The following is a 14,718-nucleotide window of genomic DNA, read 5'->3' on the forward strand; positions in this document are numbered from 1 at the left end:
TCTGCCTCAGTTGGATTTCTAGAACTTGCCCAACTCTTTCAGGACTTCACGGTTCTTTTCGCGATGGCGCCATGCTGCGCCCATGCTGTCCCTGAGGTTCTCCGGCAACATATCCATCGGAACCACCAGATCCCCATCCACCGGCCAGTGCTCAAGCAGTTCCGGTTTGTAGCCATCTGGGTAGTAGAGGTCCGGATCCAGTTCGCTTTCGCGGATAAAGGGCTCTTGAATGTCCTCCCGTGCGTGCGGCGGCGCGGGAACTACGAGTTGCTCGTTGGTAAAGTCGAACTGTGGTGCCCGTACGTTGGGGAACTCAGGCAGGATACCTTCACGTACCCAAATCTGGTCTTTGGTGACATTTACAACGATGCCGTCCGGTGCGCCAAAGTGGAACGGACCTTTCCAATGTTCGCGGATCTCAGCGACTGACTCCTCTAGGAGGTATTTGTCATAGCTCATATGGGTAGTCATGAAGAGACGCGGCTGGACCAAGTTGGCGATGTAACCCGCTGCGTAGGTCGGGGTGTGGTGCGTATCGATTGTGTAGCGGGCCAGGAATGGAGGCACACCTTGTACGCCTGAGTTAATTTCCACAACTTCCTGTTGTTGCTCGGTCACGTAGACGTCACAACCTTTGGCAAATTCAACGTCGAGCAAATTTGGTCGCCCATCGCCGGTCCAGACAAAACACAGGTCGTTCCAGTCCAAACGATAGGCCGATGCACCGTCTTTGGCGTGACTACGTTGCCAGTGGCGTACGGTCGCACCGTTTTTCTCGTAGATGATACCGCCGTTGTCTCTGAAATCGAACTCGTTTACTTCAATGTCCCAACCGGTTCCGGCCGGGAACACGCTGAATGCATCTCGGTGCCACGCGGTCATCATCTTCATACCTTCGACCATTGCCGCGGTGCCATATTCAGGCGTGCGGCCAGACGGCCCGTGAACACGGAGAGGTTCATGCCATCCTCCGCTCCAGGTACGGAACATCCACAGGTACGGCAGCGCGCCAAAGTGATCGACGTGCAAGTGCGTAATGAAGACGTTGGTCAATTCGTTCAGAGCAACTCGGGCCGCCTGATAGTTCGCAACAGACCCTTCGCCGATGTCAAAAATGAAATTGTCGCCGTTGCCCAACTCTACGAACACAGAGGTGTTCATCTGACCCGGACGAAGGATCGGCGCCGTGCCCATAAACGTAATTCTCATTTCTTCGGGCTGCACTTCTTCAGTGCCGGGGAACCAGTTGGCTGCACTCTGAAGCCAAGGCTGTGGGGAAATTCCCTCAAACATCAGCCCTTCTTTCCAACGGCCGTTTGGCACACCGCCGGTGAGTGCATTCTGAATATCTTCCGCAGACGATGGCTCACCCAACTCGGGCACCTGTTGCGCTTCAGCCCAACCAGTTAAAGACAGGGAGGCGATAGCCACCATTCCCAAAGTTCTGATTGTTTTCATTTTACCCTCCTAAACGGACTTGCGGAAATAATTCCAATGGATGTGGACCCTGCGCCTACTTATATTGCTCGACTTCAACAGCGGTCATGACGTAGCTGGATTGCACGTTGAGCTGGCCGTCCGAGTACGTGACCAGTTCAACTTGTGTTTCGGCCTTCAACTCTCCAACGATCCAGACCGGGTCATACAGACCACGCAGAGGGTAGCCTGGCGGGTAGCGGACAAGGATCATCTGATTGGCAGGAGGTGGCGGTGTATGAATGCAGGCACCAGCCGTAGGCACTAATAGGAACTCGACCGCCGTGGCGCCATCCAGTTCCAATGGAACGATGTAGCCGGGCACGCGTACAGTTTGGGATAAAACTTCTGGGTTCGGCGCGCTGAGTTGCTGCTCATGCTCTGCCATCATGCGTTTGCGCTGTTCAAAATACCAGTCAGGATCCAACCCGTCCGCAGACAGGTTTTCGCGAATATCTTTGGCTTGAGATCTCTCAAAGTCGCTGGCGGTCGCAGCTTCTTTTACTTCTATCCGATAGAGCTTGGTGAGATCATTCCTTTGGCGAAAATCCAGAGTTTCAAAGGGATTTTCGCCTATGGTGACGGTTGGCAACAGGTCTTGCCAACCAAGGTTGCGCGGTTCTGCTGCAAGGCCTACCGAGCTTATCGACACAGTAACGCAAACGAGCCCGGTCAATTTAAAAACCACGGCGCTTGCTTTCTGAACTATGGTTTCGCGCAGATACGTCATTGTGCGGGACCTTCTCTTGATTGGCGCTGCATCAGCCTGTTCATCTCGGTAGCAACCTCGCGCCGTATCCGAGACCATTCCGCACGCTCATTGTCGCTAGCATCACACACAGCCTCCTTGCGGCACGCGGTTTCGTAATCCGCCAGTGCCTCTCGCAGGGCCTCGTTTTGATGCACAGCCCGCCGGATTTGGACGGCGATATGTGGCAGATCTTCCTCCAGGCGAGACATTGACATTGCACTGTTGCCCACTAGTGTTTGGATACTCAGAACATGCGTAAATTCGATTTAATTCATAAGTGAGTCACAGTGAGCTGGGGGTGAGTTAACCGTGAGTACCCGCCGAAAAACCGATCACTATCAATCTGTTGATGAGAGCTCTCACGGAAAAATAGAGGCAGCTCTGAAGCGCCTGAACGAAAGCGCCGGGCTTTCAGGTTCGGCACGCTTACAGGAGTTCTTGTCCTACGTTGTTGGTGAAACACTCGCCGGGCGCGGCTCTCAGATTCGTGGCAAATCCGTGGCTGTTGATGTCTACGGGCGAAGCCTGGAAGAAGATGCCGGGCTGAACCTTGTCCGTGTCGAAGCACGACGTCTACGTCGTCTTTTGACAGAGTACTACGACGCAGATGGTAAACATGAGCCGGTTCATATCTTGATAGATGCCGGAGGGTATCGCCCGCGGTTCGAATTCACCGATGTTGGCGAAATGGAGGACAAATCTGAGAATGAAGCTCGTTCACCCTCGCGTGGTTTCTGGCCTTGGTCGTTGGCCGCAGTAGCTGCGATTGCCGCAATCGGAATGGGCGCGGTGATGATTTTGCGGACACCCGGCACAGGCCCCCACCTTGCCGGGGTGAATGATCCACAACGTGCGGCTCTCCGGCAACATTCTGTGCTGTCCCTTCAGGCCAAGAACATAGCTGGGCAGGCACAAGGCATGTTGTTCCCAGTGTTTGATCTCAAACGTCAAGAACTGGCGCTCGGCATGTTTCGGCATGCAATTGAACTCGACCCGTCGTTGTCCGACGGCCATGCTGGAGCGGGTCAGACAATGACGGTGTTAGGCATGTTCAGCCCAGATCAGAATGCGGCGGCGGCCTACCGTCAGGATGCGATTGACAGCACCCGTCATGCGCTCAAGTTAGCACCGATCAATGCTTGGGCAAATGGCGCCAACGGCTTTGCTTTGGCAGCTTCGGGCGACTATGAAGCAGCGATACGGTACGCAAAAATCGCCGAGCAGCTTGCTCCGAATGATGGTCACGTAAGGGATTTGATCGGTATGACAGCGATAATAGCTGATGAGGCAAAGCTGGCGGCCTTGGCCAGCGATCCCAAGGTTAGGCGCGAAGGGATCGGGCGATTTGGATCTCGTAACATTTGGGCTGTATCGCAGCTTATGTTGGGCAACTACCCTGAAACCATCGAAGCCTTCGAAGGCGCGGCTGCATCAGGGGCGCCTGTAAGCCCGCCTTCATTGCTGTTTCAAGCAGTTGCCTATGATCAAATGGGAGACGATCACAAAGCTAAGGCATTGATGTCAGAAATGTATAGGACGTGGCCCGAATTTCCTGCCTTATCTATCGTTGACGCCATGTTTCGCGAAGGCTCGCATGTGAAACGGGTCGTATTGAAGACGCTTGAGAAGTCTCTTGATTGAGTACGGTGTCGGTGAGTGAAAGGCGCTTTATGACAACCTAATAGAGCAGTCGTCAATCTTTCACAAAAGCGGACCTAGAACCTTAGGCGCTTGAATGGCGGGTTTGGGCTGTTCGCGAGACTTTGCAAAGTCCGCTATCTGCGCGAAGCCGACGTTGGTCACGTACCAGGCTGCGGTTGCGGCGAATGGCAACAAAGTCCCGCGTTGCAGTCCTTGAGCCTTGGCCAAGATTTTGCAGTGGCAGCGAATGGCCGCAAAGCGGGCTGCGGTTGCAAAAATCGGTGACCATGACGAATGTCGGCTCTGGGCCGTCTTTGCCACGTTCGGTCTCCCCAGATTACGCTGATGCTGCACCGCCTCTGAGGTCAGCAGTGAGCCCATACTTCCCGAATTGCTGCAATGAGGCGAATGTCCGGTCTTTGGTATGTCCGGGTGGCGAAATGCCGCCCTCGTGAAAACCGACCGCGCTGCTAGTGACAATGGAAACCTTTCACGGAGAACACGATGCCACCCGTAGAACTGCTTGTCCCATTCCTAGCTGCAACGGCGATATTCGCGTTCACCCCCGGCCCTGGAATGCTCTACATGGCCGTTCAAGCAATGGCACATGGAGCGAGGGCGGGATGGCTCAGCTCCGTCGCATTTCACCTCGCGTCCTATTTGCACATCTCTGCGGCTGCCTTCGGTGTAACTTTTCTTTTGAAAACCGCGCCAGTTTTGTTGATCGTTCTCAAGGTCATTGGGGGTGGCTACCTGATTTGGATGGGAATTCGACTGTGGAAACGCCCAAGGAACGATGTTCCAACAGTCCAATCGTCCAACGCGCAACCTTCTCGACAGGCTTTTCGCGATAGTCTCACCATCGAAATGCTGAACCCGAAATCCGCACTCTTCTATTTCGCCTTCCTCCCCCAATTCACGACACTGGATGCGACCTCTCCGGTTTGGTTGCAAATCCTAGTACTCGGCATCATCGCCAATGTAGCCTTCAGCCTTTCGGACATCGTTTGTATCGTCTTTGCGCGACTTGTTGCTGCAAAAGCAGCAGCGTCGGCTCGCCTTGTCGCGTGGGGGCGATGCCTTGGTGGCACCGTTCTTATCGCCTTGGGTGCAAGGATCGTCGCGGATGCGCGTTAGTTCAGCGGACACTCGCCACCGGCAATGGAACGGCAGCTCCGTCCGCACCCCGGTCATTGCCCTGATGAAAGTGCTGCGCGATGAACGAAGGTCCGGTCTGGTGAAGCTGCGCTGCAGCACCGGTCACCTTGGCGAGCGGCAGCTCTGGGCCGAGAGTTGACAAAGCAAATCCAGAGAGAGTGGTGGCCCGCCATATTTTTGTATTCTTGTAGCGCTGGCTTTTCGTTTAGTTCGGCGCACCCGGTGCGCTGGACGAGTTTAAAAAATAGTGAGCAAAGGTGGTTTGAGGGGTGGATAGAAAACAAGCAATCAATGCTAAGCAATTGACTTTATATGATTTCATCATTAAAAGTGGTGCCCGGGGGCGGAATCGAACCACCGACACGAGGATTTTCAATTAGCCTTGTTGTCCGCGCACGCTGTTGCAGGTTTGCTCAACTCGTATCGTAGCTGATTAAAAACCTTGCCGTTTGCGCATGGCAGATTGTCTCGACCTGTCTCATGCCGGCGCATTCAAGCCCACCGCTACTGCTACCCCAGCGATACCCAAGCACAGTGATTAATACGTGCTAAGCGGCTCTCGCTCAGGTCCTTGTTGTAGCAGCTTTGCTGCCCGTATTGGAGCGCCTAGGTACGGGACCTCGTCGCTCATTAATCTCGCGAACGGGCCAAGGCCAATGCCGCTAGACATCGCCAAAGAGCCCAAAACCAACGTGTCAAAGTCCAACAATGCAGAGGGACGCGGCATACGCTGCCAATGATAGCTGTCCTTCATTGCGGATTGGATTGCCTCAAAACGACTGCTTGCGATTGTTTCAACACTGCGAAGGACGAAGGGGTGGTCAAGATCGAACTTGCTTTCCGTTGGCTCAATAAGCTTCTGCGCCATTCGCATATAGCTATCAATGGATAGACCTGTCACACCCACTTGGAAGCCTGCACGACGATCCAAAGCCCGCCTGTACGGAAACTCTATGCTCGATTCAATGAACAGCGCATCGCCCAAACACTCAGCTTGATAAAGCGCAAACAATTGACTTGTCGTCGTCCGCGCAGAGTTTTCCAAGGGGCGCGCAAGGCGTTCTTCTCCATCGCCCAAACGCTTTTGGCTTCTGACGCCATCGATGAGGTCACTATGATCTGCTAGTGACGAAACGGCTTTTGGTCCTCCTGACAATGCGAGGAGTACAGCGCCATGAATAAGCCCAAGTTCAAGAAAACCGTTCCCAGCTTTTTGGAGAAGATGACGGGCATTGTCGGCGTCTTCGAGAAGCAGCGCAATCGATGCGGCATCACGGTACGCAGTCGCTGCAATCGCTTGATGTTCATAACCCTTTTGCCTGAACTCGTTATGGACCTCAGCGCGACCTACAAGAAATTTTAGCCGGTTGCGTAGCCTTTCGGGTTCGACCCCAAAATCCTCGTCATGCATCAGAAAAGCTCCCTAATGTTGCTGAGGACATCCGGCTCAACATACTTGGGATTCGACCACGTGTGCTGCGGCCCCCAATGGCCATGACTAGGGTCCCACCATTCAACCCGCTCAATTTGATTAGACGGTATGTGAACCTTGGCCGTTAACTCGCCTTCTAGCTGGTAGGGTGACCATCTTTGATAGATATTCAGGTCTCTTACAGCCTCAGCAACATTGCTGACCTCAACTGCGGGATAGTTGCTCGTCGCCACCCAGCAAAAAAATAGTGCCCCCGGCCTCGTCCAATCGTCTGTGGCAAACTGCAAGGCTGTGTCGATGGCAGAGTAAGCAAAATTCCGTTGAAGGATGGTATTTCGTTCAACGGAACCACTAGCCAAAGAGATAAACGGGGTTTCATCACCAAAATTCTCGTAATCGTGCAAATGGCGATCCAGATTTTGCCGTGTCAGTACATCCGCGATCATGGGAGGAGTTATTTGATGCTCCTTTCTCCACCAATTGGACATGATGCCATGATCCTGATCAATGATTTCCTGCGCTTTTGACTGTGTAAGACCGCTTGAGCCAGAAGTGTCGCCGACTATCCCTTTTACGCATTTTTGGATATACATCAGCCCCTACGTCTTTCTGTCGCATCGAGTATCAAATTGAACAGTTCATCTGGGCGTGTAGTTAGCCCGAACGCGCCCCGAGGGGTATCGCGCTGCGCACCTACATAGAAAATGACAAAAGGATTTGAGATGGAGGACAGGATCTCTGGAAGCAGCTTAGTCCCAGCTTCGCCATCGTTTACGCGTCCCATGTCAGAGATCACAATATCATAGACTGCGCCCGCCATTTGCCTTCGCGCTTCTTCATCAGATTTAGCAAGATCAATCAGAACGCCAAGTTTTCGCAGAACGCCGATTTCGGGAATGTTGTTAGTGGGGTTATCATCGATCCACAAAATTCGTGAAGACCTGAGCAGGGGCCCAATAGTTTTCATTCGTCGGACCAATTGATCCTGAAGACCTGCGGGTAGAGTGATATTCCTCGCTTCTGCGACCTCCTGTATCTCCCCCGATAGCTCTAACTCAACTCCTGCAAACCCTAGCTTTGTCGCCCGGGAAAAAGCGGTCCTAATGGTTCGTGGCCCGACGATAAAGAAAATGAAAGCAAAGAAAAGCGCCCACAAAAGGTGTGGTGTGTACGGCAGCAAGTCAGACCAGTGAAACCCACTCTCAGGGCTTGAAAACGAAATCCGAATATCCAAAAACTTCATACCTCGCCAGTGAGTTGGTTGTCGCCGCTAACTCCCTAAGTGGGTGCGCCAATACAATAAATTTACACCGACGTTTGTAGCAGGAACCGTGGAAATACCCAAGTCGTTTTGATTTGGGAGAACTTAAACTTCGGAAGACCACGACCAATTGAAACTTCCATCCTGCATCAGATCAGCAATAGTCATCGGTACAGTCATCATAGCTGTCCCCAGTCAGTTCACAAAATGTCTTCAGTGCCCCCTGGAGCGAGAAATATTGATGTTCGCTGCGGTGGCTACAGAACGTCCGCGATGTTAGGAAAGCATATAGGGCACCAGCGCTGTATATGAGATGTCTGTAGCGTGCGAGGGAGATACAGAGACCGATGTATGAACTAATTGTACAGGAACTGGTTGAACCGGGCAGCATGCAGCGCTTTCTCGGCGAACGAACCAGCTGCCGATATTGCGGCGCGACAGGTTCAGCTGTTTTTGGAAAGCGACGGAACGCCCATGCGCTTCCGGCCGCGCTTGGAAATCGGACACTTTTCTCACTTGATGAATGCAGGGCTTGCAACGATAAATTTTCTATCTACGAGGACGCTTTGTGTAAGGCGGTCGGCCCATTCCTGACCCTTGGCGGTGTGCGGGGCCGCTCTGGTGTTCGTAAAACCGGAAAGACCGGATCAAAGTCGACGGTGCGCCACACCATGCTTGAAGGGAAGCGGCAACTCAGCATCGCGTCTGAAGGCGATGCTGAACTAATGGGTGGCGACCAGACGAAGGGCCTGCTCAGCCTGACAATGCCGGTCGATGGCGACAAGTTCGTTCCTCGTTATGCATATAAGGCCTTGACGAAGGTCGGTTTGTCGATGTTGCCTGCCGAGGAGTTGCCCAACTTCCAAAGAGCGATTGCTAGCTTGGATGATCTGGATACCGAGCCGCATCCCGGGCCTTTGCAGATTGGATTCTCCTATGCCTTTGTGGGCAACGCGCCACCTGCACTGGCCGTAACCCTGCTGCGGCGAAAGGATTTTAGTGCGCAGCTGCCATATATGATTTTTTTGCTGATGGCGGGATCCGTATGTTTCCAAATTTGGCTCCGATCTGACAACCGAGATGCAGATGTGCCGGAGGTGGGCAGGCTTGGCATTCGGTTCAATGCGCAGCTTCCAAAGCCCGAAGGGGGCTATTTTCCGATCAATTATTGTGATCCGCTCCAATTCGACTGGTCGGACTTAACGCCAAGATTACAGCCATTCCAGGCCTTCGAGTTGGCATTCAATGCGCAAACGACCGAGGGCAGTATCACGCCGATTCCTAGGGTGTGACCTGCTAGACGTACCCCGCCGATGCAGGCATTGAGCCTTATGCAGCGAAAAGCTGCTCGCAGAGCAGCTATCTTTGGCATCGGCGGTTCTCAATGGCAATGCTTCAATCAGACTCAAATCGTTTTACCCCGTCTAGGATTGTCCCTGACGAGGCAATGCTCAGTCTCTTATCATGGACCTATGATACAGAAACTCACCACTAAGTTCATCGAGACCAGAAAGCCAAACCCAGCCAAGCGGGAAGATTACCGTGACACGGTGGTTCCCGGTTTGGTCCTTCGTGTGAACAAGTCCGGCACCAAGACATTCAGCTTTCACAAGCGCATAAACGGGAAAATGAAGCGACTGACCATCGGCCAGTTTGGGCCGTTTTCCCTTAACGATGCCCGGGAACGAGCGCGGCAAGTCCTTTATGAAGTGGAAACAGGTAAGTTCGAACAGAACACCGGCATAGAGGTCGAAACGAAACCGACGCTGGGCGACGTGATCCCAGACTACATTGAGAAGCATGCCAAAGTTCACAACCGCGACCACGAGCGCAAAGAAGCTCAGTTGGCTAAGTTTACCACCCTGCACGAAAAACGGATCGACGAGATCAAACGCGCAGATGTGGTGAAAGCATGCGACATAATTCAGAAATCTGCGCCAATCGGCGTGAACCGTGCATTGGCCCATCTCAAGCATCTGATGAGCTGGAGTGTCGAGCGCGGCATTATCGACGCTTCCCCCATTGCTGGAATGAAACCTCCGTCGAAAGAAAAGCCTCGTGAGCGCGTGCTATCGGACGATGAGCTAGGCGTGCTGTGGGAGGCCTGTGATGACGAAGGCTACCCATTCGGGGATTGCATGAAGCTGTTGATCCTAAGTGGCCAGAGGCGCGCCGAAGTCGCCGAGATGCGCTGGTCTGAACTCGACCTCGAAAAGCGGCTGTGGACACTCCCGTCCCAGCGCGCCAAGAATGGCAGGCAGCACACCATACCTCTCACCGACGCAATGCTGGACGTGCTGCGCAGGGTGCCGAAGTTTCTCGGTTCGGATCTCGTGTTTACTACGAAAGGGACCACGCCGATTTCTGGATTTGGCCGGTTAAAAAGGCGTCTCGATAAATCGCTTCCCAAGGATGCCGAACCTTGGACACCCCATGACCTGCGCCGCACGATGTCCACCAACATGGCCCAACTCGGCGTGCCACAACCCGTGACCGAAGCGTTGCTAAACCACAAGACGGGTGTGGTCTCAGGCGTGGCAGCAATCTACAATGTCTATTCATATGCGGAAGAGAAACGCGAGGCATTGGACAAGTGGAATGAGCGTATCGAAGAAGTCACAAAGACCAAGAATGATCCGCAATCTGCTGGATATAGTGTCGCCAGATCGCTGGGTTGATTGCGCCGAATACAAGTATCCTTCGGGTGGCAATCCGTGGACAGAGCTATACACCGAACAAGTTTGCCAAGACATCGCCGCCAAAGTCGGAATTTCCGACCAAGACACCATTCAACGCCTTCGGTTTCAGTTGGCTGCCACGGCAGAGTATTTAACAGTTACGTTGGGCTTCGTGGGCGGAGCCGCAACCCCGGCCCAAAAATACATCTGGGCTGACAAATTGGACATCTCTCTACGACGAGTCGTCGGCCATCTTGATGAGGCGACTGATCACGTGGCCACGGTTTCAATCAAGGACGATGAGGGCAACACGAGGGTTTATCCTGCATTTGAGATGCACAGGCGTGCGGAACTTACGCGCAACGCGATATCAGATTTACGCCAACTCTTGGGAGCCGTCGAAAAATCAACAGAGAAGATCGAGGGAGGCACAAACCACGCCCAAACGTTGCAGCTTGTTGTTGATGCCATGACCGAGGTCTTTATCGACATTGTCGGAATTGAGCACGTCAAGAGAACTGCCTTCAGAGAAGACATCGACGGTTTATTCCCTGATTTTATACGTGAAGCATCAAAGCCGTTTCTGGCCGTCCAATATCCCAAGTCAACCGCCTCGCAGCGAAGCGTTGAGAAGCTCAACACGCAAATACAAGAGGCTGTCGCACGCTACTCGCATCGTGATTGAACCAAACGCAAAAAAACGCCCCCGTTTCGTTCATTGAATTGAAATGAAACGCTTTTCTACCTGTGTCACAGTCATCTCAGGAACCGGTTCCCTTAGTCATGAAGGGGATAGAAGATGACAGATGAAATACTTTCGAAAACATTAGCGACGCGCGACGACCTGAAGCGCATGGGTATAAAGGTCTCCAACGTTACCTTGCTTCGCTGGGAAGCGCGCGGTCGATTTCCGCGAAGATGCCGCCCCGGCGGCACCACAGTTGCATGGTTCATGTCGGAGATTCAGGCGTGGTTGGCCGAGCGTGACACGGAACGTGCCCGAACACATTACGCTGAATACTAACCTGCGCTCAGCCGACAATCATCACAAAATCTTAAAGGAGTCGTCTCATGGACGAAATGCGATCAACGCAGCCTGCAGTGCTGCTTTCCGAAACTGAATTCAAAGTCAAAACTGACGGATACGGGTGGAAGAAATCAATCCACAAGGGATGGATTCAACACTACTACCATCAGCATCCTGAACTATATGGGTGGCCAGTCGAGGCCGAAATCTTCCTACAAAAGGTAGGTGATTGTTCGCCCAGTAACCGCGTACGAGTTTGTGCCGTATCACCTCATGGCGACATCGAGGCCGAGCACTTACTAAGCCCTACTGAAGATATGACAATGGCAGATGTGTTGCTTGATTTGGCAACCCATACTGACCACAACGTGATGTTTGACCCGGTGCCTTGGAAACGAGGTGTGCGTTCAAATCGAACCAGATTGGGCTTCAAAACAATCGTAGGCGAGCATCCGTTCGACTACTTTCCATGTCCAACGATGTTTTGGGGGATTGGGGCCTCGGCGTATCAGTTTCTCGCCCCATTGCCCCGCGCAATGGAACTCCAGGAAATGGTTGAGATGCTGGATTGCGCGGGCCTGTCTCGCGCTCACCGGCTCGCAAACCCCAATGATGAGCTGCTCTATGTACCGGGCTCTCTGATACATCGCCCCGGTCTTCCCCCTTTCACAGCTGAAGTGTTGTTCGATGCCTTTTCCGAGGTGGAAGTCGAAAGCGATGATTGGCTTTGGACCAAATATTGAAATGTCGAGAGGGGTTCGAGCCCCTCTCACTCCCCCCAGAATGTCTTGAGGTGACTCCATGCGACGACAATATCGCGTGTCTAAATTGATGCGCTCCCAAACGATGCTATCCGCTGCTAAGGCGCAAATTGCGGCAGGTCGGAAAGTGATTTTAACATATGGCGTTCGTGAAGACGGGCGCTGTTCATGCAAGCGCGAGGGCTGCGCGTCTCCGGGCAAACACCCTTTGCCCAAGTTTTTCCCAAACGGCGTTCATAGCGCGACCGATGATATCGAAGCGGTTCAAAAAGCTCTGCGGCGGCACCCGGATGCAAATCTCGCAATAGCCCTTGAGGGATTAACGGTCGTCGATGTCGATGGAGATGAAGGGCGAAAAGCAGTTAAGCGCCTCGACCTCCCCGATACCGTCAAAGTCTTCACCGGACGCGGCTATCATCTCTACTACGAAGGTGAGATTTCTGATGGTACGTTCAAGGGTGAAAAACTCGACGTTTTGACCGGTGGCAGCCGGATGGTGATGGTGCCGCCCAGCATGCATCCCATCGGCAAACGTTACAATCACTCGGCGCGGGCACCAAATCGCGCGGCCAGAGTGCCAAAGAACCTGAGCAGACTAAAATCCGAGAAGACCGGGCGACGACATGAAAAGACGCAATCGAGTTCATCTGATCTCGTCATCAAGAGTGGAGCCCGCAACGATTTCTTCTTCCGTACTTCCTGCTTCCTGCGTCGCCGGTTTGAGGACGAAGATGCGGTTGAGGCCATGCTGGAAGCGCTGAATGACGAATTCACCGAAACCCCCTTGTCAACGGGTGAACTGCATTCTGTGATCCAAAGCAGTGGAAACTACGTTGAGGACACCACAGCCCTGTTCGGCCCACCAAAGACAACCGAACCCTTGCCGATGGAGTTCCTGTATTATCCTTATATTCCGTATTTCGGCGTGACTCTCCTTGCGGGTAATCCCGGTATGGGTAAGTCGCTTTTGGTGACCAAACTGATCGCTGCGGTGACTACAGGGACGCCTTGGCCGTTCACGGACGAGTGTGCGCCGAAAGGCAAGGTCCTCATGCTGTCTGCTGAAGACAACTGGCAGAGGGTGACATTGCCGCGATTGCTAGAGAACAACGCGGACATCAACCAAATCCGGGTGATGAACCGCTTCAAAATTTTGTCGCCAGAGAACCTTGAGGCGATGGCGCGTTACATCGAGCAAGAGCGGCCCAAGCTGGTCGTGATCGACACGCTGACCGCCTACATGGGCAGTGGGCGAGATATGAACCGACAAAACGAAGTAGGCGAGTTTCTCGGGCGGTTGACCGAGATCGCGGAAGATGCCGGATGTGCAGTGTTGGCCATTGGCCACCTGAACAAGCAGTCGGCAGAACACCCGTTGTACCGGATCGTCGGCTCCATCGGCTTTGCTGCAAGTATCCGGTCTGCGCTTTTCTATGGGACGGACCCAACCGATCGGTCGCGCTTCGCGTTGGCGCACGGCAAGGCCAATGCGAGCGAACTCGGAAAGACCATAATTTTCGAGCGTTTCGGTGGAGGCCGCGACGGAACACCGGTCCTGCACCCGGTGGAATTCTCAGACGCGAATGAAGCTGAGGTTTGCAGGGTCGAGACAAATACGGTCGGTAGACCCGCGTCGGCGACTGATGCAGCGAGGGTTTTTATTCTCGAATTTCTTTCCGAAAAACCGGTCAGGTGGGAGAAGGTCGAAAGCGCTGTGACAGCCCGGAGCCTTGCATCTGCCGGTACTTTGAACGCCCTACGGGCTGAAATGGCAAAGTCCGGCGAGATCGAGCAAGTGGGCAAGGGAAAAAGTACGCGCTGGAAGCTCGGGCAGCCCAGCGCCGAGGACTGATCGTTATAATAATTCGTGTACAATAATTTTTATAACGAACGAGAGGCGGGCTCAGGTCCGTCTTTCGCTTTTCTGGGGGCTAGCGCGAAAAAGGGCTGCGGAGCGGCTAGGAGCTGAAAATCTCGGCAGTATGCATGACACCTTGTCCGTCCATAGGGCGCGCGCTGTTAAAAAAAACGCCTCCCCCCATCCTCCATTTGGTCGCCTTGCGATAGCGGTGCAGTTAGCGATGGGCTAGACGCCTCAGGGTGACACGAGGATCATGTATCAGTCTGTCGGGTTCGAGCCGGGGACAAATAACTGAGTCTTTTCATGCAGTCCGCATTGGCGATGTATTCCGGCATCGCTCGCTGGGTTCCACTCGGGTAACAAACGGGTTGGTTGGGCGCACTCATGTTCATTCTTGCACCCAGCCTTTGCGGTGAAAGTGGCGCAACACGATGGCGCGATTGTACAGCGGGAAGCCGATCCACAGGCCGTTGGCCGTGAGCAGCGAAAGGATTGCCCACAACCACATCCCCTTGAACAGGTAGTAGAGCGGGCCGAACAGTAGGCACCACAGGCGGTGCCAATTCCCCAAAATGGTTTTCGTTTGGTCGTTAAAGGTCCATGTCGCGCGTATGGTCATTGCCGATGTCCTCGCTGGCTGGTTGCAATGCCAGCGCAATAAGATCGGGGACC

General features: G+C 53.5%; 16 protein-coding genes. 9 read left to right on the forward strand and 7 right to left on the reverse strand.

The window, feature by feature from the left end; genetic code table 11:
* Nucleotides 1-18: 18 nt before the first annotated feature.
* Genes gntH through G6R15_RS22665 form a run of 3 tightly spaced genes read right to left on the reverse strand, consistent with a single transcriptional unit; the run spans nucleotide 19 to nucleotide 2,442 of the window.
* On the reverse strand, nucleotides 19-1,458 hold the full coding sequence (gene gntH / locus G6R15_RS03505) for a guanitoxin biosynthesis MBL fold metallo-hydrolase GntH (protein WP_164658399.1): 1,440 nt from the start codon (nucleotides 1,456-1,458) through the stop codon (nucleotides 19-21).
* 55 nt (nucleotides 1,459-1,513) lie between these two features.
* The gene (locus tag G6R15_RS03510; protein ID WP_164658400.1) at nucleotides 1,514-2,206 is read right to left on the reverse strand and encodes a DUF3299 domain-containing protein; all 693 of its coding nucleotides are present in this window, start codon (nucleotides 2,204-2,206) and stop codon (nucleotides 1,514-1,516) included.
* Nucleotides 2,203-2,442: a hypothetical protein gene (locus G6R15_RS22665; protein WP_205520464.1), complete on the reverse strand. Its 240-nt coding sequence runs from the start codon at nucleotides 2,440-2,442 to the stop codon at nucleotides 2,203-2,205. Before G6R15_RS22665 ends, G6R15_RS03510 begins: the two co-directional genes overlap by 4 nt.
* A gap of 94 nt (nucleotides 2,443-2,536) precedes the next feature.
* Between G6R15_RS22665 and G6R15_RS03515 the strand changes: the two genes are divergently transcribed.
* The 3 genes from G6R15_RS03515 to G6R15_RS03525 all read left to right on the forward strand — a co-directional run bounded on the left by G6R15_RS03515 (nucleotide 2,537) and on the right by G6R15_RS03525 (nucleotide 5,165).
* Nucleotides 2,537-3,868, forward strand: a complete 1,332-nt coding sequence (locus tag G6R15_RS03515) for a tetratricopeptide repeat protein (protein ID WP_164658401.1) — start codon at nucleotides 2,537-2,539, stop codon at nucleotides 3,866-3,868.
* 504 nt (nucleotides 3,869-4,372) lie between these two features.
* Nucleotides 4,373-5,005: a LysE family translocator gene (locus G6R15_RS03520; protein WP_164658402.1), complete on the forward strand. Its 633-nt coding sequence runs from the start codon at nucleotides 4,373-4,375 to the stop codon at nucleotides 5,003-5,005.
* A complete protein-coding gene (locus G6R15_RS03525) occupies nucleotides 4,995-5,165 on the forward strand; it encodes a hypothetical protein (RefSeq protein ID WP_164658403.1) in 171 nt (56 codons plus the stop codon). The genes G6R15_RS03520 and G6R15_RS03525 overlap by 11 nt, the downstream gene beginning before the upstream one ends.
* A 399-nt stretch (nucleotides 5,166-5,564) precedes the next feature.
* Here the strand turns inward: G6R15_RS03525 and G6R15_RS03530 are convergent, their stop codons facing one another.
* The 3 genes from G6R15_RS03530 to G6R15_RS03540 are packed head-to-tail and all read right to left on the reverse strand — an operon-like array spanning nucleotide 5,565 to nucleotide 7,701.
* Complete coding sequence (locus G6R15_RS03530; protein WP_164658404.1) at nucleotides 5,565-6,437, reverse strand: hypothetical protein; 873 nt, start codon at nucleotides 6,435-6,437, stop codon at nucleotides 5,565-5,567.
* Entirely contained in the window at nucleotides 6,437-7,051 is a 615-nt protein-coding gene (locus G6R15_RS03535; RefSeq protein ID WP_164658405.1) for a hypothetical protein, read from the reverse strand. Before G6R15_RS03535 ends, G6R15_RS03530 begins: the two co-directional genes overlap by 1 nt.
* Nucleotides 7,051-7,701: a hypothetical protein gene (locus tag G6R15_RS03540; protein WP_083101097.1), complete on the reverse strand. Its 651-nt coding sequence runs from the start codon at nucleotides 7,699-7,701 to the stop codon at nucleotides 7,051-7,053. Before G6R15_RS03540 ends, G6R15_RS03535 begins: the two co-directional genes overlap by 1 nt.
* A 365-nt stretch (nucleotides 7,702-8,066) precedes the next feature.
* On the opposite strand from G6R15_RS03540, the gene G6R15_RS03545 reads away from it, so the two are divergent.
* From G6R15_RS03545 to G6R15_RS03570, 6 genes are all read left to right on the forward strand, one after another.
* Nucleotides 8,067-9,011, forward strand: coding sequence for a hypothetical protein (locus tag G6R15_RS03545; protein ID WP_083101098.1), 945 nt, complete (start codon nucleotides 8,067-8,069; stop codon nucleotides 9,009-9,011).
* Between the two features lie 180 nt (nucleotides 9,012-9,191).
* Nucleotides 9,192-10,397, forward strand: a complete 1,206-nt coding sequence (locus G6R15_RS03550; protein WP_083101099.1) for a site-specific integrase — start codon at nucleotides 9,192-9,194, stop codon at nucleotides 10,395-10,397.
* Nucleotides 10,351-11,082 (forward strand): hypothetical protein, encoded by a 732-nt coding sequence (locus G6R15_RS03555; RefSeq protein WP_164658406.1) that lies wholly within the window; start codon nucleotides 10,351-10,353, stop codon nucleotides 11,080-11,082. Before G6R15_RS03550 ends, G6R15_RS03555 begins: the two co-directional genes overlap by 47 nt.
* A 114-nt stretch (nucleotides 11,083-11,196) precedes the next feature.
* On the forward strand, nucleotides 11,197-11,421 hold the full coding sequence (locus tag G6R15_RS03560; protein WP_083101101.1) for an AlpA family transcriptional regulator: 225 nt from the start codon (nucleotides 11,197-11,199) through the stop codon (nucleotides 11,419-11,421).
* Nucleotides 11,422-11,468: 47 nt separating this feature from the next.
* A complete protein-coding gene (locus tag G6R15_RS03565; RefSeq protein WP_164658407.1) occupies nucleotides 11,469-12,167 on the forward strand; it encodes a hypothetical protein in 699 nt (232 codons plus the stop codon).
* 58 nt (nucleotides 12,168-12,225) lie between these two features.
* Nucleotides 12,226-14,037 (forward strand): AAA family ATPase, encoded by a 1,812-nt coding sequence (locus G6R15_RS03570; RefSeq protein ID WP_164658408.1) that lies wholly within the window; start codon nucleotides 12,226-12,228, stop codon nucleotides 14,035-14,037.
* A 397-nt stretch (nucleotides 14,038-14,434) separates the two neighbouring features.
* On the opposite strand, the gene G6R15_RS03575 is transcribed toward G6R15_RS03570, so the two are convergent.
* Complete coding sequence (locus tag G6R15_RS03575; RefSeq protein ID WP_083101105.1) at nucleotides 14,435-14,665, reverse strand: hypothetical protein; 231 nt, start codon at nucleotides 14,663-14,665, stop codon at nucleotides 14,435-14,437.
* Nucleotides 14,666-14,718: the final 53 nt, after the last annotated feature.

It is taken from the genome of Tropicibacter sp. Alg240-R139 (assembly GCF_900537075.1).
Lineage (GTDB): Bacteria > Pseudomonadota > Alphaproteobacteria > Rhodobacterales > Rhodobacteraceae > Falsiruegeria.